We start from the raw sequence: 20,274 nt of genomic DNA on the forward strand, positions 1-20,274 counted from the left end.
AAGCGCCAGCCACGATCGTAGCCGCGGCTGGCGCTTCACCTCAGTTGTCGGACGTGGTGTCGGCGGCCGCTTCCGCGGGCGCCTCTGCAGCGGCAGGCTCAGCGGCAGCAGGAGCATCCGCAGCAGCGGGAGCCTCCGCGGCAGCAGGAGCCTCCGCGGCAGTAGCTTCCTCGGCCGCGGGCGAAGCGGACTCGAGGAGCTCCTTCTCCCAGTCAGCGAGCGGCTCGCCCTCGGCCTTCTCCTCCGCGCCAGTGTTCACTCCGGCGCGGGACTTGAGGCCGTCAGCGGCCGCAGCGGCCACGACGCGGGTGAGCAGAGCAGCGGACCGGATCGCGTCATCGTTGCCCGGGATCGGGTAGTCAACGACATCGGGATCGCAGTTGGTGTCAAGGATCGCCACCACGGGGATGTTGAGCTTGCGCGCCTCGCCGACGGCGATGTGCTCCTTGTTCGTGTCGACGATCCACACCGCGCTCGGCACCTTGGCCATGTCGCGGATACCGCCGAGAGTGCGCTCCAGCTTGGTCTTCTCACGCGTGAGCATGAGGATTTCCTTCTTGGTGCGACCCTCGAAACCGCCGGTCTGCTCCATGCTCTCCAGTTCCTTGAGGCGCTGGAGGCGCTTGTGGACGGTCTGGAAGTTCGTGAGCATGCCGCCGAGCCAGCGGTGGTTCACGTAGGGCATGCCGACGCGAGTGGCCTCCGCCGCGATGGACTCCTGCGCCTGCTTCTTGGTGCCGACGAACAGGATGGTGCCACCGTGGGCGACGGTCTCCTTGACGAACTCGTACGCCTTGTCGATGTACGTCAGGGTCTGGCGCAGATCGATGATGTAGATGCCGTTCCGGTCGGTGAAGATGAATCGCTTCATCTTGGGGTTCCACCGACGGGTCTGGTGACCGAAGTGCACGCCGCTGTCAAGCAGCTGCTTCATGGTTACAACAGCCATGGCGATTCACGGACACAGGCACTAGGCCCGTTGTCCTCGCTCCTTTTCTCGTGTTCCGGTTTGTGCGGGCACCGGGTTGGTGACCGCCCTGGTCCTCGTCGCGAGCCTCCACCCGCGCAATGCGCGGGACCGAGAGGCCCGGGCTCCCGGAGTGCCAAGCAGGACAACCAGTGTTCGCGCTGTGGTGCGAGGACCACAAGCCGCGCGTTCCGGCCGACTGCTCGGATCTAGGTGCGTTCGAGAACGCGAAATTGTGGCGCGCAGATTGCACACCGCCATGTAGTGTACTCCCAGCCGGCCTCAAGTACGCAACTGCCGCTTCAGCATCCGCGAGCAGCGCGGATAGCATGGGCCGCGCCTGCCGCCGAGGAGCCTGTGGATCGATTCGCGACCATTCACAGATGCGGCCGCCGCGCAGCGGGATGGCGCAGTGCTCGGCATCGTGAGCACCATGGCAGGACATTCGACGGGCCCGAGCCGCGCCCCAAGGCGACGCGGGGCGACGGTTCTCGCGACCACGGCCACGCTGCTCGCCGCGATGGCAGCGCCCGCGCTCGGCGATCCGGCGCAACACCGTTCCCCCATCGCTAGCCCCGCCCGGAGGGACTACGCAGCGCGCGAGGGATTCACCTGGCCCCTCGATCCGCCGATCCGCATGGCCACGCCCTTCGTGGCGCCCTCGCATCGCTACGGTCCCGGGCACCGCGGCATCGACCTCGCAGCGGCTCCCGGTGATCGCATCCTCGCTCCATCGCACGGCACGGTGTGGTTCGCCGGCACCGTGGCGAACGCGGGCGTGGTGTCGATCCGCCACGAGGGTGGCCTGCTCACCACCTACCAGCCGATCGCCGCGACCGTCCGCGCGGGCGATGAGGTCGCGACGGGAACGCTCATCGGGACCCTGGAGCCCGGGCACGCGGGCTGTCCTGCGGCAGCGTGCCTGCATTGGGGAGCACGCCGCGCCGAGGACCGCTTGGCCTACCTCGATCCCCGGCTGCTCCTTGGGCTCGTTGCCATCCGGCTGAAGCCCACCATCGAAGCAGGCTGACCCGGCGTCCGCGCAGCTCAGGCCCTCGGGTGGGCCTGATCGTGGACGGTTCGCAGGCGCCGGACCGATACCTGGGTATAGAGCTGGGTGGTGGAGAGGCTGGCATGGCCGAGGAGCTCCTGGACGACCCGCAGGTCGGCACCACCCTCGAGGAGGTGAGTGGCGGCGGAATGCCGGAGACCGTGCGGGCCGAGGCTGGGCATGCCTGCATCCGCGAGGACGGCGTGCACGATCTCGCGGGCCTGCCGCGGATTGAGGCGCCCTCCGCGTGCGCCGAGCAGCAGCGCGCTTCCCGACCGTGGCACCGCGAGCACGGGCCGTCCCAGTCGCAGCCAATCATCGAGAGCGCGCTGGGCCGGCCCGCCATAGGGCACCATTCTCTCCTTGCGGCCCTTGCCCAGGACACGCACGATCCGGCTTCGCTGGTCGATGTCCTCGATGTCGAGGCCGCACAGCTCGCTGACGCGAATCCCTGTCGAATAGAGGACCTCGACGATGAGACGGTCCCGGCGACGCATCGCCTCCGCGCGCGGCGACTGCCGGGCGTCGTCGTCGTGGGCAGCGTTGTCGGCGTGGGGTTCGGCGTGGGGTTCGGCGTGGGGGTCGGCATGAGCGTCGAGCCGATCCAGCGCTGCGGCCGCCTGGTCCTGCCTCAAAACGTGCGGCAGGGCGCGGTGGCGGCGCGGGGATTGCAGCCGAGCAGCAGGGTCGGCATCGAGGTGGCCGTTCTTAACAGCCCAGGCGGTGAATGCCTTGATGGAGGAGGCACGCCGCGCGAGCGTGGAACGGGCCAGGCCGCTGGCTGCCTGCTCGGACTGCCACGCGCGGACCGCGACGAGGTCGATATCGCGCAGGCGGGTGCAGCCGCGGGCCGCCGCGTGGTCGAGGAGCGCGCGCACGTCGGCGAGGTAGGCGCGGATAGTGTGCTCGGACCGGTCGCGCTCCAGGACAAGATGCTCGGCGAACTGCTCGAGCACGACAACGAAGCCCACAGGCGTCGGGTCCTGCTTGGTCGGTTCCGGCGGGGCAGGGCGCGGCGGATCGGGGGCGTCACGGGTGTCGGTGGGGCCGTGCGCGCGCTCTCCTGGCATGCCGCTAGCGTGCCCGTTGCCGCGTGGCTTGGCAATCGTTCGCGACGCGGGCACGTTATTGCCTCGGGGCGCCCATCACTGTGCCGTGGACCTCGTGGCGCTCCGCGGGCTCGCGCGTTGCCATTCGCCGTCGAGGCACCGCGCGTGCCCGTGCATCTCGAGCACAGCGAGCGCGGCCCTGGTGCTCCTCGGATCCAGACCGGCGTCGATGCCGACCCTGGCGGCGCCGGCGCGGCCCCTGAGGGGCAGCACGTCGAACACTCGGAGCTGCTCTGGCGTGAGGTGGTCGGTCTGCCGGACGACCTCTGGCGCCCGCGACGACGATCCGGCGTTCACGGGCAGCATGGGGGTGCCGGTGATATCGCTAGCCCTCGTGAGCAGGGTCGCTTCCCCGTTCCGGATCATCTCGTGGCAACCCACCGACGCCGCCGAGCTGACGGGCCCGGGCATCGCATGGACGGGGGTGTTGTACAAGCGTGCCCAGCGTGCCGTATTGCGAGCCCCGCTGCGTGCTCCCGCCTCGGTGATGATGACGTGCTCGGCGAACGCAGCGATGAGCCGGTTGCGGGCCAGGAAGCGGAACCGCGCGGGCCGTGTTCCTGGCGGGTACTCGCTGACGATGGCACCGTGCCGGGCGATGTCATGCAGCAACCGGGCGTGGCCGGCCGGGTAGTGCTGATCGATCCCGCACGCGAGGACCGCGATCGTTGGCTGGTGGGCGGCGAGCGCGGCGCGGTGGGCGCATCCGTCGATGCCGTATGCGGCACCGGAGACGATGGTCGCGCCGTGCGCGGCTAGCTCGTGCGCGATGTCGCGCGTGCAATGCTCGCCATATGCCGTCGGGGCCCGGGTGCCGATGATGGCGATGCCGCGGCCGAGGAGGGTGTCGAGATCGTCCTGGCCACGTATCCACAGGGCGATGGGAGGCGCGGCACCGCCATCGCGCTGCGCGGGCTCGTTCTGCATCTGGAGCGTGTGCCAGGCAGGCCATCGCGGGCTATCCGGGGTGAGGAGGGTTCCGCCGTGGCTCGCCAAGGCCTCCAGATCGGCGCCGGAGGTGTCGGTGTCCCGGCGGGCGCGCGTTGGCTTATCGAGCGCGGCTGGCAGCTTGCCCGCGCGAAGGGCTCGCGCCGCATCGATGGGGCCCACAAGGCTGATCAGTTCGTGGAGCGCCCAGCAAGGGCCTTCGGCAACGCGGGACAAGTAGGCCCAGGACCGTTCGGCGGTGCGGGTGGTGGTGGCGGCTGGCAGGATCGTCGCGCGTGGGGCGGGCGGGAGGCTCGGGGTTGGCATGCGTGAGTCCTTCATCGCAGGTGGTGGATGCGGTAGGCGAGCGCCTGGTCGACGTGTGCACGGGATGGAGCGGTAGCGCCCTCGAGGTCGGCGATGGTCCATGCGACGCGCAGCGCGCGATCCGCTCCACGTGCACTGAGCAGGCCATGTCGCATCGCGGTATCGAGGCTGGCTAGGGCCTGCGGGCCTGGCGCGGCGTGCGCGCGCAGCGCGGGACCAGGCACTTCGCTGTTCGTGGCGCATCCGAGGTGCTTCCATCGTTGCCGCGCGGCGGCGCGTGCTGCTTGCACGCGTTGCCGCACCTGGTGCGAGGACTCGGGCGGTTCCTGGCTCCGGCTGCGGTGACCTGTCGGGACCGGCCACATCCTGGCGCCGAGGTCGATGCGATCGAGCAGCGGGCCGGACAATCGGGAGCGATAGCGTCGCAAGGTCGTGGGCGTGCAGGTGCAGTCCGCCTCATAGCGGGGCGCGCACGCGCAAGGGTTGGCAGCGAGCACGAGCAGGAACCGGGCTGGATAGCGGGCGACCCCTCCGCGGCGACTGATCCGCACCTCGCCCTCCTCGAGCGGAGTACGGAGCGTGTCGAGCACCCGGGGCGGGAGCTCCGCGCATTCGTCCAGGAATAGCACCCCACGATGGGCCCGGCTGACCGCGCCGGGCCGGGCGATGCCAGCGCCCCCTCCGATGAGCGAGGCCGCGGTGGCGGTGTGATGAGGAGCCACGAACGGCGGGCTGCCCACCAGCGTGCCCCCGGCAGGGATCTCGCCAAGGAGCGAGTGGATGGCCGTGACTTCCAGTGCCTCCTCGGGCTCGAGCGGGGGAAGGATCCCAGGCAGTCGATGGGCGAGCATGGTCTTTCCGGTTCCCGGGGCTCCTTGCAGCAGCAAGGGGTGAGCGCCGGCTGCGGCTACCTCGACGGCGAAGCGGGCGTCGTCCTGCCCGGCGACATCAGCGAGGTCTGGGTACTGGGGCGGTGGCGGGTTGGCGGGCGCGCCGGGACGCTGCAGGATGTCGTCGCCGTTGCACCAGCTGATCACCTCGTTGAGGGACTTCGCGCCGCGCACGGTGATGCCGGGGACGAGGGCTGCCTCGTCGAGGCTGCTGCTCGGCACGATGACGGCGTCGCAGTCGCTCGAGCGCGCGGTGGTCACTGCGGGCAGCACGCCCCGCACGGGCCGGATGCGACCGTCGAGGGCAAGCTCGCCGATGACCGCTGTCCGGTGCCACGCCGGGGTGGCGGGGATGATCGATGCGGAGGCGAGGATGGCGCAGGCAAGGCCGAGGTCGTAGTGGGATCCGATCTTGGGCAGGTCGGCGGGCGAGAGGGCGAGGGTTGTGCGCCCCACGGGCCAGCGGTGCCCCGAGTTGTGGAGCGCGGCGCGAACACGATCCCGGGCTTCGTTGAGCGTGGTGTCGGGAAGCCCGACGATATGCATGCCTGGCAGTCCCCTGCCGATGTCAGCCTCGATCTCCACCAATCGGCCGTCGAGCCCTGTCATCGCGACGGTGTGGGCGCGTCCGATGGGCATCAGCACACGTCCTCGAGGTGCGTGATGGCGGGAAGCGTGGAAGCTCCCGGGCGCGCGATGATGCCAATGATGTCGAAGCGGATTGCTCGCGCTCGCCACTCGTGCGCGGCGATCCAGTGCAGGGCGCTCTCGCGCATGCGCCGTGCCTTGATCGGGGTGACTGTCTCGCACGGGTGGCAATGCAGGTCGCTGGCGCGGGTCTTGACCTCGACCATGACGAGTGTCCCGGCGGGGTCGAGGCAGATGAGATCGAGCTCTCCGTGCTGGCAGTGCCAGTTGCGGGCAATGACCCGATAGCCATGCCGCGTGAGGTACTCGGCGGCGAGGTCCTCCCCCGCGCTGCCGAGGGCACGGGCTCCGGCGCGCCGAGCGCTGTCGGCGTCCTCATGCGATCGCTCGCTCGGCGAGGAACCGCCTGTGGCTCGCCGTCGGTCAATGGGATTCGCGCCAGCGGTGGCCGGGCTGGGATGGGTCTGTCGAGGCATGGATCCGTCCTGCGTATGCGGGGGGGTTCAGGGGCAGTGGCGTTGCGCCGCTGTCACTGTGCCCGCATGGGGCAGGTTCTCGTGCTCGGGCACGAGGGTGCTGTGGAAATGCCGGAATTGTGGATAAGCCCGCCAGGAAGCGGGATTGTTGTCGGAGTTGCCTGCTATCGATCGGCGGGGGCCTCCTGCCTCTCGCCCAGCCCCGATCACCGCAGGTGCCGGTGCTCCCGCGCCTCAGCCATCAGCTCCCGGTGCGGTGCCGTGGCGCGGTCGCTCCGGTTCGCCGCCATCGCGGGAGGATCCGGGCCTGGCCCAGTTGATGCTGATGACGCTGGGGCGGAGCTTCTCCCCAGCCACGACATCGAGGTCGATGAGGCCGAGGATTCGTCGGTGGATGCGCATGCTTCCCCCTAGCTGAAGTGCCCGCCGCCCGGCGGCAGGTTGATCTCGGGCTTCTCGAGTTCCTCGATGTTGACATCCTTGAACGTGAATACGCGGACGTGGCTGACGAATCGCGCCGGGCGATACATGTCCCACACCCAGGCATCGGTCATGCGCACCTCGAAGTAGACCTCGCCCTCGGCGTTGCGCGGGATCAGCTCCACGGCGTTGGCGAGGTAGAAGCGCCGCTCGGTCTCGACCACATAGGCAAACTGGCCCACCACGTCGCGATACTCGCGGTACAGCGTCAGTTCCATCTCGGTGTCGTACTTCTCGAGATCCTCTGCGCTCATGACGTGGGTCCTCCTTCTCTATTGCGTCTGCTGGGTCGTTCGCGGCTGCTCGATCCATCGTGCTCGGGGAGCCTCGTCATGCGTGCCTCGCAGCGGCGTGCGCGTGGCGAGCCCTAAACATACGGGAAGCCTCGGCGACGTTGGCGTAGGACATCCTGTGGAGTGGCGTCACACCGCGAGCCACGATCTCCGCCATGTGGCTCGCGGTGGAGTACCCCTTGTGGCGGGCGAAGCCATACCCCGGGTAATGCTTGTCCATCTCGGCCATGAGCCGATCCCGAGTGACCTTCGCGAGCACGCTCGCTGCCGCGATGCATGCCGCGCTCGCATCGCCGCTGATGACCGCGAGGGATGGCCAGGGGATGCCAGGGACCGGGAAGCCATCGGTCAGCACATAGCCCGGCGCCGGATCCAGTCCCATCGCGGCGCGCCGCATCCCCTCGATGTTGCATACATGCACGCCCCGCTCGTCGATCTCGCGCGGCGCGATGGTGACGACGTGCGCGCTCAAGGCGATGTCGAGTATCCGCGGGAACAGGCGCTCGCGGGTCCTCTCGCTGAGGACCTTCGAATCGTCGAGTCCAGGAAGCCTGGTGTGGGCGCGCCCTGGCAGGACGCAGGCCGCGATGACGAGGGGGCCCGCGGAGGCGCCGCGACCCGCTTCGTCCACGCCCGCCACCGGGCCGAGCCTGCGGCGCAAGGCACCCTCGAGCGCGCGGTTGCCGGTGTCCCGCCGGACGATGGCGCGAGGAGGCCATGCAGCCATCAGGCGTCCTGGTTCACCGTGTCGATGCCATCGCCGCGGGCTGGATCTCGGGAGCGCTGATGCCGCCCCATCGCGAGGGCGGGAGGATTATCCAGCGTGCCTGGCCGATGACCGTGTCCTCGGGAATCGCGCCGTCGGTCTCGCTGCCGATGTACCAGCGCGAGTCCTTGGAGTTGTTGCGGTTGTCGCCCATCATCCAAAGGTGATCGTCGGGGACAGCTACCGCGGGGAAGCAGCGCCGCGATTCCGGCGACGATCCGCAGTCCAGCACGCCGGGCTCGAACGGGAAGTCCGACACCACATAGGGCTCGTCGATCGGCTGGCCGTCCACGGTCACGTCGCCCTCGTCGTCGCAGCAGGCGACGGTCTGGCCGCCGGTGGCGATGACTCGCTTGACCAGGTCGTTCTCGTCAGGCGGGACGACCCCTATCGCGGAACCGGCTTCCTGGAGGCCGCGCACGACGACGTTGTCCGATCGTGTGGAGATGAAGCCCTCGGCCCAGGGCCCGGTGCCGCGGAAGACCAGGACGTCGCCGGGGCGGGGATTGGCGAACCGATAGGTGATCTTCTCCACTAGGATGCGGTCGCCGGTGCAGCCGGGGCATCCATGCAGGGTCGGCTCCATGGATTCCGAGGGGATCACATAAACGCGAGCGACGAAGGTCTGGATGACGAAGCTCAGCGCGAGAGCGATGACCAGCAGGATCGGTAGTTCCCTCCAGAAGGAGCTTTCCTTCTTGGGGGCGTCTTCCTTCTTGCTCACGAAATCCTGCCGATCATCGTTGTCGCTGCTGCGGGACGCGGAGGCGTCACTGCCGGGGCCGTGCGGGCGCGGGTCGGTCACGCGACCAGCCTAGCGATGCGCACGCCCCCGGAGCGGACGACTCTCAGCGCTTCTCCTTGATCTTGGCAGCCTTGCCACGGAGGTCGCGCAGGTAGTAGAGCTTCGCGCGACGCACGGCACCGCGGGTCGCGACGTCGATCTTGGCGATGTTGGGGCTGTGGACGGGGAAGGTGCGCTCCACGCCTACGCCGAACGACACCTTGCGGACGGTGAAGGTCTCGCGGATGCCGCCTCCGGAGCGACGGATGACGACGCCCTTGAAGACCTGGACGCGTTCCTTCGATCCTTCGATGACCTTGACGTGCACTTCCAGGGTGTCGCCGGCGCGGAAGGCAGGGATGTCATCGCGCATCGACTTGGCGTCGAGTGAGTCCAGCGTGTTCATAGTGTGTTATTCCTCGCGTATTCGCGTGACGGGCAGAGGAACCGAGTGGCGCTCGGGCTCGTCTGGTTCGTGCCCCTGGGTCATGGTCGCGCGTCGCGGCATGCGACGGGCAACCCCGCAATCATGCCAGAACGACATACAGGTTGGAAAACCGGACGGGTGCCACCCGGCCCCCGTTCAGTTGCGCCCGGTGTATCCCGCCTTGCGCAGGGCGTCAGCGAGGGATCCTCCAGCGGGCGGCGCCGGGCTGCGGCCTGCCTTCGGTTGCTTGCTGCTGGCCGTCGGCCTGCGACCCTCGCGCCGAGGTGGCCTGGAGCTCTCCCCTTGGGCTGCATCGCCGCCGACCGGGAGATCGTCGTCGAGCCGCAGGGTGAGGCTGATCCGGTTGCGCGGCACGTCCACGCTGGTGACCTTGACTCGCACGAGGTCGCCGGAGCGCACGATCGATCGCGGGTCGGAGACGAACGAGCTGGACATCGCGGAGACGTGGACGAGGCCGTCCTGGTGCACGCCAATGTCAACGAAGGCTCCGAAGGCAGCTACGTTCGTCACGGTGCCCTCGAGCACCATCCCGGGCTTGAGATCGGAGACGGTATTGACTCCCTCGGCGAACCTGGCGGCCTTGAACTCGGGGCGCGGGTCACGGCCGGGCTTCTCGAGCTCGGCGAGAATATCGGTGATGGTGGGGATGCCAAAGGAATCATCGACAAAGTCCTCCGGCCGCAAGGACGAGAGGATCCGGGAATTGCCCAGCAGGCTTCCGATCGCGGTGCCGCTGCTCGCGACGATGCGCCGCACGACTGGGTATGCCTCGGGGTGCACGGCGCTGGAATCGAGCGGGTCGTCACCGCCGGTGATCCGGAGGAAGCCCGCGCACTGCTCATAGGCCTTGGGGCCGAGCCGGGTCACGTCTCGGAGAGCGGAGCGGCTCCGGAAGGCGCCGTGCTCATCACGGTGCGCGACGATGTTCTCGGCGAGCGCCGGGGTGATGCCAGAAACGCGCGCGAGCAGCGGCACGGATGCTGTGTTGACGTCGACACCAACGGCATTGACGGCGTCCTCGACGACGGCGTCGAGCGAGCGGGCAAGAAGCGTCTCGGACACGTCGTGCTGGTACTGGCCCACGCCAATGGACTTGGGATCGATCTTGACGAGCTCGGCGAGCGGATCCTGCAACCGACGAGCGATCGAGACCGCGCCGCGCAGCGAGACATCGAGCTCGGGGAGCTCTCGGGTGGCGTAGGCGGAGGCCGAGTAGACGGAGGCCCCGGCCTCGGACACAACGATCTTGGTGGGCTTGGAGCCGGGCACGCGCGCGATCAGCTCGGCGGCGAGGGTGTCGGTCTCGCGCGAGGCAGTGCCGTTGCCGATGGCGATGAGGTCGACGCCGTGTCGCGCGACCAGCGCGGAGAGCGCCTGCAGGGCTTGCTCCCACTGCCCCTGTGGCTTGTGCGGATAGATGGCGGTGGTCTCGAGGACCTTGCCCGTCGGGTCGATGATCGCCACCTTGACCCCCGTGCGATAGGCAGGATCAAGGCCCATGGTGGCGCGCGCGCCGGCCGGAGCAGCAAGCAGAAGGTCACGAACGTTCTGGCCGAAGACCTCGACCGCGTCCTGCTCGGCGGCGTGGCGGAGGCGATTGCGGATATCGATGCTCGTGCTGACGTATAGCTTGGTGCGCCAGGCCCAGCGGACCGTATCGGCGAGCCAGCGGTCCGCTGGCCGTCCCTGATCAGCGATGCCCGCGCGTGCCGCGATCCGGTTCTCGTAGACCGTCCTTGCGCGGGGATCTTCCGGATCAGCCGGATGCGGATCGATGGTGAGGGCGATAGCGCCCTCCTTCTCGCCGCGGAGCAGGGCAAGCACGCGGTGCGAGGGCAGCGTGCGGAACGGCTCGGAGAAGTCGAAGTAGTCGGCGAACTTGGAGGCGGCCGCATCCTGTCCGGGCTTGCCCGTCGCGGTGACCCTCCCCTGGCTCCACATGAGCTCGCGGATCTCCCCGACGAGGTCGGCGTCCTCGGAGATCTGCTCGATGAGGATTGCCCGGGCGCCTTCGAGGGCAGCGGCAGCGTCGGCGACATCGCGGTCCGGGTCCACATACCGCTCGGCGAGGGCATGGGGGTCGTGGCGCGGGTCGTCGAGCAGTGACGTGGCGAGCGGCTCGAGCCCTGCCTCGCGCGCGATCTGGGCCTTGGTGCGACGCTTGGTCTTGTACGGCAGGTAGATGTCCTCGAGCCGTGCCTTGGTGCGCGCCTCGTGGATCTGGGTGGCGAGGTCCTCGGTGAGCTTGCCCTGCGCGGAGATCGACTCGAGAATGGCCTCGCGCCGCTGGTCGAGCTCGCGGAGATAGTGCCTGCGCTCATCGAGCTCGCGCAACTGGGCATCGTCGAGACCACCCGTCGCCTCCTTGCGGTAGCGCGCCACGAAGGGGACGGTGGCGCCGTCGTCAAGGAGCGAGATCGCGGCGGCGGCCTGCCAGACGGCGATGCCAAGTTCCTCCGCGATACGTTCGGGCACGGGCTTCACAGCTTGTTTCACGGCGGGCAGATTACCTGCTTGCTCCGACATTGCTGCGGCGCGGTGCTCGCCGGCGGTTCATTCAGCGCGAGGCGCCTCGGTCGCGAGCGTGTCGAGGAACTGCTGGTCCGCGGCGGACAGCTCGGCGGAAGCAAGCAGCTCGGGCCGGCGCTGCGCGGTGAGGCGCAAGGATTGCTGCCGCTTCCAGGACGCCACGCGCGCGTGGTCCCCGGACATCAGGATCGGTGGCACATCGAGGCCTCGCCAGGACGCAGGGCGGGTGTAGCTGGGGCCTTCGAGCAGCCCGTCGGAGAACGAATCCTCCCGGTGGGACTGCTGGTTGCCGAGCACGCCGGGCAGGAGCCTCGCGACGGCCTCGACCATCACGAGGACCGCGACCTCGCCACCGATGAGGATGTAGTCGCCGAGCGAGACCTCCTCGACGCGCGCGCGGCCGCGAGCATCGTCGATGACGCGCTGATCGATGCCCTCGTAGCGGCCGCACGCGAAAACGATGCGTGGCTCGCGGGACCACCGCTCGGCCGTGTGCTGGGTGAACGGTTCTCCGGCCGGGGTGGGGAAGACGAGCAAGGCATCATCGGGGCACACGGCATCGAGGGCCGGTCCCCAGACCGTCGGCTTCATGACCATGCCGGGACCACCCCCGTAGGGCGAGTCGTCCACCGACTTGTGCACATCGCTCGTCCAGTCGCGCAGGTCGTGTATGCCGATATCGATGATGCCCCGCGACCGCGCCTTGCCGAGCAGCGATTCACGCAGCGGACCCAGATACTCGGGGAAGATGGTAATGACGTCGAGGCGCACGCGAGCGCTCAGAGCTCCAGCAGTCCATCGGGCGGCGCGACGCTGATGCGTCCCGCGTCGAGGTCGATGCCAGGCACGATCTCGGTCACGAAGGGAACAAGCACTTCCTTGCCCTCCGTGGTGGTGATCGCGAGCAGCTCGCCGGCGGCGGTGTGCAGGACCTCGCGGACGGTTCCGAGCTCCTCGCCGCTGCCGACGAGAAATGCTCGCAGCCCCTCGAGCTCGTGATCGTAGTAGGAATCGTCCTCTGAGGGAGGGATGTCCGCGCTGTCGATGACGAACAACGTTCCGCGCAGCTCATCGGCCGCATCGCGATCCCGGATGCCCTCGAGCCTCACGAGGAGCCGGCCCGAGTGCGCGCGCACGGCCTCGATCACGTACGGGCGAGTCGCTCGCTCGCGATCCCGCCGCCCGCGCAGCTCGATGCCCGGGATGAAACGGTCCTCGGGCGCGTCGGTGCGCACCTCGACGACGAGCTCGCCGTGCACGCCGTGGGACTTCGCGACACGACCGATGACCAGTTCCATAGCAGCGCGGTCAGTTGTCGGTATCGACGACGTCAACGCGGATGCCCCGCCCGCCAACGCCCGAGACGAGCGTACGGAGCGCAGTGGCCGTGCGACCATTCCGGCCGATCACCTTGCCCAGGTCATCGGGATGGACATGGACCTCGATGGTGCGGCCTCGACGGTTGGTGATCAAACCGACGCGCACCTCGTCCGGCTGGGCAACAATGCCACGGACGAGGTGCTCGACGGCGTCAACAAGGACGGAGCTCACTTCTGCGCGGCCTCATCAGCCGGCGCGGCAGGGGTCGCCTCGGCAGCGGCCTTCTTCGAGGCCTTCACCGGCGCGGGAGCTTCGCCATCAGCCTCAGCGAGCGCGGCCTGGAAGACCTCGAGCTTGGTGGGCTTGGGCTTGGCGGTGCGGAGGGTGCCCTCGGTGCCGGGGAGGCCCTTGAACTTCTGCCAGTCACCGGTGATCTTCAGGATCGCGAGCACAGGCTCGGTGGGGAGAGCGCCAACGCCGAGCCAGTACTGGGCCCGATCGGACTTCACGTCGATGAGGCTGGGCTCTTCCTTGGGGTGGTACTTCCCGATCGTCTCGATCGCGCGGCCATCGCGACGAGTGCGCGAGTCAGCAACGATGATGCGGTACTGGGGGTTGCGGATCTTGCCGAGCCGCTGGAGTCGGATCTTAACAGCCACGCTAGTAGCTCTCCTTCATGATGATCACGGTGCAATTCAGCGATGCGCCTGGTCGGTGCACCCGGTTTTGCGGTTTCGTGGTCCCGCACGGCACTGGCCCGCTTCGGCCCGCGCTCCAGCGTCGCGCTGGGAGGGCAGACCCGCAACGGAGACCGACAACGTCATTGAGCCATGGGGAACAGCGCACAATTGTGCCAGATATCGGAGCGCATGTGGTAATTCCGCTCACGGCATGATCACCGGGAGGAACAGGACGCTCAGCGCGGGCAGCGTGTTGTTGACGCTGTGGGCCACCATCGGCGCGAGCACCCCGCCGGTGTAGAGCCGCGCGACGCCGAACACCAGGCCCGCGAAGAGCAGGATCCCCAGCCGCCAGGGCTCCGCGTGCCAGGCCGCGAACAGCACAGCCGTGAGCACCAGGATGCTGATGTTCCCGCTCGCGGCATGGGCCAGCCAGCGCCACCGGGTGGCATTGCGCTGCTTCTCCAGCGCCCCCCACACGATGCCGCGGAAGATGACCTCCTCGACGATCGGGGCTCCGATCCAGATCCACATCGCGAGAGCGATCCGCCACCCGAGCGTCTGGTCCGCGAGCTCCTGCAGCGGCCCTGTAGGGATGTCATCGCTGAGCCCGAACAAGGCAAGCGCGAGCAGCAGCCCCCCGAGCACCGCTGCCGCGCCGAGCACGAGGCCCACGCCAGCCTGCGCGCCCGCCTCGCGCAGCGACCGCGGCAGGCCGAGGTCGATCCAGGGCCCGTTGCCGCGCGCCCAGGTGATCCCTATGCCCAGCAGGGCTGCCAGCAAGGTGGGGACGATCACCGCGATCACCAGCAGCGGGCTGGCGGGATCAACGATCAGCGCAGCGACCGCGAACCCCGCGAGGTTGGCGGCGAGAACGAGGATCGCGGCGCCCATCCCCCAGCGCTGGCCGGGCATGCGCCGCGCGCGCGACTCCTCCGCGCGCTTCCAGCGCCCGGGCTGGCCGGTGGGCACGGCGGGCCGGGGCGCGCCGAGGGGCCGGGGCTGGATGGGTTGCCTCTGCCAGAGCTCCTGGGGATCGGCGCTGCCGTGCGCCGACTGGGCGGGCCGATCGATGCTGGTGGGATACCACCAGTCCTTCGGGATCGGGCGGGGGCCGGGGGCGTCGCGGGAGCCGTTGCCCGGCCCTCCCTCGTTTCTGGGGCCCTCGTTTCTGGGGCCCTCGTCGCGGGGATTCTCGCCCCCTATGTCGCCCCCTATGTCGCCCTCGCCCGGCTCGCTCATGCCACCACGGTGCCCGCGCAGAGGATGCGGACGGGATGGCGCAGCACCTGTGGCCTGGATCGCGGATCCTCGAGGTAGACGACAGCGTCGGCGCGCTCCCCCGCGCTGTACGCGGTGTCGGCGCCCAGCCAGTCCCGCGCGGACCAGCTCGCTGCAGCGACCGCCTGGTCGGTCGTCATGGCGTGCTCGCGGAGCTTGTCGATCTCGTCGGCGATGCGCCCGTGCTCGACCATGCCGCCGGCGTCAGTACCGGTGTAGACGGGCACGCCGGCCTCGACAGCGTCGCGCACTGCCTGCCCGGCCCGCTCGTGCAGGTCGCGCATGTGTGCCGCGTAGAGCGGGAAGCGGGAAGCACTGTCGGCGATGCTGGGGAAGTTGTCGATGTTGACCAAGGTCGGGACGAGGGCGACCCCGTCGCGCGCCATCTGGTCGATGGTGGTCGCGGTCAACCCGGTGCCGTGCTCGATGCAGTCGATCCCGGCGTCGAGCAGATCGGGCAGCGCGTCCTCGCCGAAGACATGCGCGGTGACACGAGCACCCTCGTCGTGCGCGGCCGCGATGGCCTCGCGCAGGATCTCTCGGCTCCAGAGGGGCGCGAGGTCGCCGGCGTCCCGGTCTATCCAGTCGCCGACCAGCTTGACCCACCCGTCGCCCGCGCGGGCCTGCCGACGCACCTCGTCAGGCAGGTCCTTCTCGTCCTCGACATCGATGCCGAGGTCACGGATGTACCGCTTGGGCGCGGCGATGTGCCGCCCCGCGCGGATGATGCGCGGCATCGCGTCCTCCTCGTCGAGGAAGCGCGTGGGCACGGGCGATCCGGCGTCGCGCGCGAGCAGCACACCGGCCCGTGCCTCGACACTGGCTTGCTCGCGGGCTCCGTCAGGGGACTCGTGGCCCCCACCGAACCGGATCCCGATGTGGCAGTGCGCGTCGACGAGCCCCGGGGTGATCCAGCCGCCGGACACGATGGTGGTGGCCTTCGGCACGGGTTCGCGCACCCATTTGCCATCCACTATCCACAGGTCAGTGGTCTGCTCGTCGGGCAGCGTGATTCCGTTCAGGTGCAGCGCTCCCACGGGCTGCTACCGCTTCTTGCCCTGGTTGGGCAGCTTCAGCTGGGAGAGGTCGAGGCCCTCGAGCCCGGGGGGCAGCTCATCGAGGCCCTTGGGCATCGATGAGAGGTCGGGCATCCCGGGTGGCATTCCCATGCCCGGCGGGAGGCCGCCGCGCACCTTGGGTGGCGTGGGCCCGCGGCCTTTGCCCTTGCCCTTCTTGCCCTTGCGAGTCTTCGATCGGCGCTGGTTGCCCCCGGGCAGGCCCATGCGCCCGGCCATGGCGGACATCATCTTGCGGGCCTCGAAGAAGCGGTCCACGAGCTGGTTGACGTCGGAGACCGTGACACCCGAGCCGTTGGCGATGCGCAACCGGCGGGAAGCGTTGATGATCTTGGGATTGTCCCGCTCGGCGGGGGTCATGCCGCGGATGATCGCCTGGATCCGGTCGAGGTGCTTCTCATCGACCTGCTCGAGCGCGTCCTTCATGCCCCCGGCGCCGGGCAGCATTCCCATCAGGTTGGCGATGGGGCCCATCTTGCGGATGGCCATGAGCTGGTCGAGGAAGTCCTCGAGCGTGAGCTCCCCCGAGCCGATCTTGTGCGCGGTCGCCTCGGCCTGCTCCGCGTCGAAGACCTGCTCAGCCTGCTCGATGAGGCTGAGCACATCGCCCATCCCGAGGATGCGGCTGGCCATGCGATCGGGGTGGAAGACATCAAAATCCTCGAGCTTCTCGCCGGAGGACGCGAACATGATCGGCTTGCCGGTGACTTCGCGGACGCTCAGCGCTGCACCACCGCGAGCATCGCCATCGAGCTTGGTGAGCACCACGCCGGTGAACCCGACGCCCTCGGCGAACGCGTTCGCGGTCAGCACCGCGTCCTGGCCGACCATCGAATCGAGCACGAACAAGGTCTCGTCGGGCTGCACGGCATCGCGGATCCCCGCGGCCTGCCTCATCAGCTCCTCGTCGATGCCGAGCCGGCCCGCGGTGTCGACGATCACGATGTCATGCTGCTTGGCCCGGGCCTCGGCCACGCCATCACGGGCAACGTTGATCGGATCGGACACGGTGACCTCGCGGGGCGCGCTCCCGTCCCCGACCGAGGTGCCGGGGTGCGGCGCGAACACCGCGACGCCCGCGCGCTCGCCGACGATCTGCAGCTGCGTCACCGCGCCGGGGCGTTGCAGGTCGCACGCGACGAGCAAGGGGGCGTGGCCTTGCTTGCGCAGGTAGTGGGCCAGCTTGCCAGCGAGGGTCGTCTTGCCGGAGCCCTGGAGGCCCGCGAGCATGATGACGGTGGGCGGGTTCTTCGCGAGCGCCAGGCGACGGGTCTCGCCGCCGAGAATGCCGACGAGCTCCTCGTTGACGATCTTGACGACCTGCTGGGCGGGATTGAGCGCCCCGTGCACCTCGGCACCCTTGGCGCGCGTCTTGATCCGCTTGATGAACTCACGCACCACGGGCAGCGCGACGTCCGCCTCGAGCAGGGCGAGCCGGATCTCGCGGCAGGTAGCGTCGATGTCCGCGTCGGTGAGCCGCCCCTTGCCTCGCAACCCCTTGAACGCGCCATTCAACCTGTCTGACAGGGAATCGAACACCGACCGCACTCCTTATTCGTCCATCACTGCGCCGCGCTGCTTGCCTTGCCCGCCACTCGGGTACGCCGCACGCCCGGTGGCACTCCCTACAGGGTAACCGCCTGGCCCAAGGAGAATACCCGCGGCGCGGGGCCTACCGCGCAGACCGTGCCGCACGGGGCAGGACAGCACGCACGGCAGCGTCCGCGCGCGACCGTGACCTAGGCCCCTCGGGCAAGGCCACGCAGAACACATCATCCACGTACGCCCCCATCGTCGCCACCTTGGCCCAGCGGATATCGGCACCGCCCCTCTCGAGAGCGCCGGCCACGCGCGAGAGCAGCCCGAGGCTATCGGCGGACCGTACCTCGAGAATGCCCTCGCCCGCGTTCCCCGCCGGGAGCCAACGGATCACCGGAGGCGCATCGGCATGCTGCGCGGGCACCGCCGCCACCTGGGAACCCAGCACGCCGGTGCCGGGCGGGGTGATGTCATCGGCCAGGGCATCGCACGAGATGTCCGCCGCGATCGCCGGGCCGCTCGTGGTGCGCTCGCGCTCATCGAGCATCGCCTGGATATCGAGGTCCCCGGCGAGCGCCCGGGCGAGCTCCTGCCTCAGGAACCCAGCGTCCGGTGGGCTGCCGAACTTCGGCGACACCATGAACACATTGAGCGCGGCGCCATCCTGCCCGGCCACCGAGGCGGCGTGCACGCGCAGGGAGTGCAGGGTCAGCAGCCCAGCGGCCTTCGCGAGCAGGCCTGGCGCATCAGGACCGGTGATCGCGATCTCATACATGTGGTTGCGGTCGGTGGGGCGCAGGGACACCCGTAGCGCGACCTTGCCATCCTCGCCTGGCTCGAGGCGATCGAGCAGCTCGGGCTGCACCGGGTCGGGGGCGGGCAGCTCATCGCCATCCATGGCATGCTCGCACCGCCGCACGAGCTCGCTGATCAGCGTTGCCTTCCATTCGCCCCACACACCGGGGCCCGTAGCAAGCGAATCCGCCTCCGCGAGGGCGTGGAGCAGCTCGAGCAGGACCCGGGAGCCACCCAGAGTCTCGGCCACGAAGCGAGCCACATCCGGATCGGTGACGTCGCGGCGGGTGGCGGTATGGGGCAGCAGCAGGTGGTGGCGCACCATGGCCCGCAGGATCGCGGTGTCGGCCCTCGGCAGGCCCATGCGGTTGCCGATGTGCTCAGCGATATCGGCACCAACGACGCTATGGTCCCCGCCCCGGCCCTTGCCGAGATCGTGCAGCAGCGCTCCGAGGAGCAGCAGATCCGGCCGCGAGACCCGGGTGGTGAGCGCATCCGCGTAGGCAACGGTCTCCACGAGGTGGCGGTCCACGGTCCAGGTATGGATGGCATCGCGCGGCGGCAGGTCACGCACGGCGCCCCATTCGGGGAGGATCCTGCCCCACAGCCCGGTGCGGTCGAGCGCCTCGATGACGGGGACCATGGCCCTGCCGGAGCCGAGCAGCACGAGCAGGTCATGCACGGCCTCGCGCGGCCAGGGCTCCTTGAGCTCGGGCGCGGTCTCCGCCAATCGGGCGAGGGTGCCCGCGGACAGCGGAAATCCGCTGGTTGCCGACGCGGCAGCGGCACGCAGCACCAGGGCCGGGTCGCGCTGGGGGCGGGCATCGCGCGCGAGCACGACCTCGCCGGCCTGCTCGACGACCCCTTCGTCGAGGGGATGGCGCGATGGCGCTCGCCGCAACCCGCCGAGCATGCCCTTCGGCAGGGCGTTGCGGGCGGTGCGGATTCCGGTCTCGGTGGCGAAACTGATCGTGCGGGCGCAGTCGCTGAGCGTGCGGGCGAGATCGAACCGGTCGCCGATGCCAAGCGACGCGGCCACCTCGTCAGCGTCCTGGGCGCGCAGCTGATCCCGCGCCCGGCCGGCGACACGATGCTGCTCCGTACGGATATCGAGGAGCTTGCGGTGGGCCTCGTGAACACCACCGCGCGGGTCATCGCTGCGAATGCTCGGCGTGACGTTGGTCAGCTGCGCCACCGAGAGCGCATGCAGCAGCTGGATGTCGCGCAGGCCACCGCGGCCGTTCTTGAGGTCTGGCTCGGCCCGGTGGGCGATCTCGCCGTGGCGCTGCCACCGTTGCTCGGCCTGCTCGATCAGCTCGCCGAACCTGCTGCGGATGCTCGAGCGCCACTGGTCGCGCACACGGTCGGAGAGCTGCTTGCTCAGCTCGGGGTCGCCCACGATGTGCCGGCCCTCGAGCATGCCGAGCAGCGCGGTCATGTCCTTGCTGGCCACCTCGACGGCCTGGGGCACGGTGCGGACGCTGTGGTCGAGCTTGATGTGCGCGTCCCACAGCGGGTACCACAGGCTGTCGGCAACGGTGGATACCGTCTTCGGGTCGGCATCCTCATGCAGCAGGAGAAGGTCCAGGTCGGAATAGGGCAGCATCTCGCGCCGCCCGAGGCCGCCCACGGCGACCACCGCGAAACCGCTATCCGGGGTGATGCCTAGCTCGGCGCCCTTGGTGTGCAGCCAGATCTCGTACAGATCGACGAACACATCGCGCACGGCGGGCGCGTCGAGCTTCGCCGTCGCTGCGATCAATTGCTTCCGGGCGCGGGCGAGGTCGGCGGATGGCGCGGTGGTCACGGGTGGATCTCCCTTGGAATGGACGTGGCCCCGCAGCCCGCGCTGCATCGCGGGTGCGGGGCCACTGGACGTTCGGGGTCG

General features: G+C 69.3%; 20 protein-coding genes. 1 reads left to right on the top strand and 19 read right to left on the bottom strand.

What is annotated here, in order from left to right:
• Positions 1-40 precede the first annotated feature (40 nt).
• Positions 41-949 carry a 30S ribosomal protein S2 gene (rpsB, locus tag HT102_RS03195; protein ID WP_192037921.1) on the bottom strand — a complete coding sequence of 303 codons (909 nt, stop codon included), beginning with the start codon at positions 947-949 and terminating at the stop codon, positions 41-43.
• A 451-nt stretch (positions 950-1,400) separates the two neighbouring features.
• Here rpsB and HT102_RS03200 point away from each other — a divergent pair, with 451 nt between their 5' ends.
• Positions 1,401-1,997, top strand: a complete 597-nt coding sequence (locus HT102_RS03200; RefSeq protein ID WP_192037922.1) for a M23 family metallopeptidase — start codon at positions 1,401-1,403, stop codon at positions 1,995-1,997.
• Positions 1,998-2,014: 17 nt separating this feature from the next.
• On the opposite strand, the gene HT102_RS03205 is transcribed toward HT102_RS03200, so the two are convergent.
• The 18 genes from HT102_RS03205 to HT102_RS03290 form a co-directional block, all read right to left on the bottom strand.
• Positions 2,015-3,088, bottom strand: a complete 1,074-nt coding sequence (locus HT102_RS03205) for a tyrosine recombinase XerC (RefSeq protein WP_192037923.1) — start codon at positions 3,086-3,088, stop codon at positions 2,015-2,017.
• 75 nt (positions 3,089-3,163) lie between these two features.
• Entirely contained in the window at positions 3,164-4,381 is a 1,218-nt protein-coding gene (dprA, locus tag HT102_RS03210; protein WP_192037924.1) for a DNA-processing protein DprA, read from the bottom strand.
• A gap of 11 nt (positions 4,382-4,392) precedes the next feature.
• Positions 4,393-5,910, bottom strand: a complete 1,518-nt coding sequence (locus HT102_RS03215) for a YifB family Mg chelatase-like AAA ATPase (RefSeq protein ID WP_192037925.1) — start codon at positions 5,908-5,910, stop codon at positions 4,393-4,395.
• A complete protein-coding gene (locus tag HT102_RS03220) occupies positions 5,910-6,395 on the bottom strand; it encodes a YraN family protein (RefSeq protein WP_192037926.1) in 486 nt (161 codons plus the stop codon). Before HT102_RS03220 ends, HT102_RS03215 begins: the two co-directional genes overlap by 1 nt.
• Positions 6,396-6,629: 234 nt before the next feature.
• Positions 6,630-6,797 (bottom strand): hypothetical protein, encoded by a 168-nt coding sequence (locus tag HT102_RS03225; protein WP_192037927.1) that lies wholly within the window; start codon positions 6,795-6,797, stop codon positions 6,630-6,632.
• 8 nt (positions 6,798-6,805) lie between these two features.
• On the bottom strand, positions 6,806-7,129 hold the full coding sequence (locus HT102_RS03230; protein WP_149359976.1) for a DUF2469 domain-containing protein: 324 nt from the start codon (positions 7,127-7,129) through the stop codon (positions 6,806-6,808).
• 76 nt (positions 7,130-7,205) lie between these two features.
• Positions 7,206-7,895: a ribonuclease HII gene (locus tag HT102_RS03235; RefSeq protein WP_192037928.1), complete on the bottom strand. Its 690-nt coding sequence runs from the start codon at positions 7,893-7,895 to the stop codon at positions 7,206-7,208.
• Positions 7,896-7,908: 13 nt separating this feature from the next.
• Positions 7,909-8,739, bottom strand: a complete 831-nt coding sequence (gene lepB / locus HT102_RS03240) for a signal peptidase I (RefSeq protein ID WP_192037929.1) — start codon at positions 8,737-8,739, stop codon at positions 7,909-7,911.
• A 43-nt stretch (positions 8,740-8,782) separates the two neighbouring features.
• Positions 8,783-9,124 (bottom strand): 50S ribosomal protein L19, encoded by a 342-nt coding sequence (rplS, locus tag HT102_RS03245; protein ID WP_192037930.1) that lies wholly within the window; start codon positions 9,122-9,124, stop codon positions 8,783-8,785.
• 177 nt (positions 9,125-9,301) lie between these two features.
• The gene (locus HT102_RS03250) at positions 9,302-11,692 is read right to left on the bottom strand and encodes a Tex family protein (protein ID WP_192037931.1); all 2,391 of its coding nucleotides are present in this window, start codon (positions 11,690-11,692) and stop codon (positions 9,302-9,304) included.
• 27 nt (positions 11,693-11,719) lie between these two features.
• On the bottom strand, positions 11,720-12,466 hold the full coding sequence (gene trmD, locus HT102_RS03255; protein ID WP_192037932.1) for a tRNA (guanosine(37)-N1)-methyltransferase TrmD: 747 nt from the start codon (positions 12,464-12,466) through the stop codon (positions 11,720-11,722).
• Between the two features lie 8 nt (positions 12,467-12,474).
• Positions 12,475-12,993 carry a ribosome maturation factor RimM gene (gene rimM, locus HT102_RS03260; RefSeq protein WP_192037933.1) on the bottom strand — a complete coding sequence of 173 codons (519 nt, stop codon included), beginning with the start codon at positions 12,991-12,993 and terminating at the stop codon, positions 12,475-12,477.
• Positions 12,994-13,003: 10 nt separating this feature from the next.
• A complete protein-coding gene (locus tag HT102_RS03265; RefSeq protein ID WP_192037934.1) occupies positions 13,004-13,246 on the bottom strand; it encodes an RNA-binding protein in 243 nt (80 codons plus the stop codon).
• Positions 13,243-13,674 carry a 30S ribosomal protein S16 gene (gene rpsP / locus HT102_RS03270; protein WP_192037935.1) on the bottom strand — a complete coding sequence of 144 codons (432 nt, stop codon included), beginning with the start codon at positions 13,672-13,674 and terminating at the stop codon, positions 13,243-13,245. The genes HT102_RS03265 and rpsP overlap by 4 nt, the downstream gene beginning before the upstream one ends.
• Before the next feature lie 225 nt (positions 13,675-13,899).
• Positions 13,900-14,937, bottom strand: a complete 1,038-nt coding sequence (locus tag HT102_RS03275; protein WP_192037936.1) for a CPBP family intramembrane glutamic endopeptidase — start codon at positions 14,935-14,937, stop codon at positions 13,900-13,902.
• Complete coding sequence (locus HT102_RS03280; protein ID WP_192037937.1) at positions 14,934-16,013, bottom strand: amidohydrolase family protein; 1,080 nt, start codon at positions 16,011-16,013, stop codon at positions 14,934-14,936. Before HT102_RS03280 ends, HT102_RS03275 begins: the two co-directional genes overlap by 4 nt.
• 6 nt (positions 16,014-16,019) lie before the next feature.
• Positions 16,020-17,591, bottom strand: coding sequence for a signal recognition particle protein (gene ffh / locus HT102_RS03285; protein WP_192037938.1), 1,572 nt, complete (start codon positions 17,589-17,591; stop codon positions 16,020-16,022).
• Positions 17,592-17,724: 133 nt separating this feature from the next.
• Positions 17,725-20,241 carry a [protein-PII] uridylyltransferase gene (locus HT102_RS03290; protein ID WP_192037939.1) on the bottom strand — a complete coding sequence of 839 codons (2,517 nt, stop codon included), beginning with the start codon at positions 20,239-20,241 and terminating at the stop codon, positions 17,725-17,727.
• Positions 20,242-20,274 lie beyond the last annotated feature (33 nt).

Source organism: Lolliginicoccus lacisalsi (genome assembly GCF_014841105.1).
Lineage (GTDB): Bacteria > Actinomycetota > Actinomycetes > Mycobacteriales > Mycobacteriaceae > Lolliginicoccus > Lolliginicoccus lacisalsi.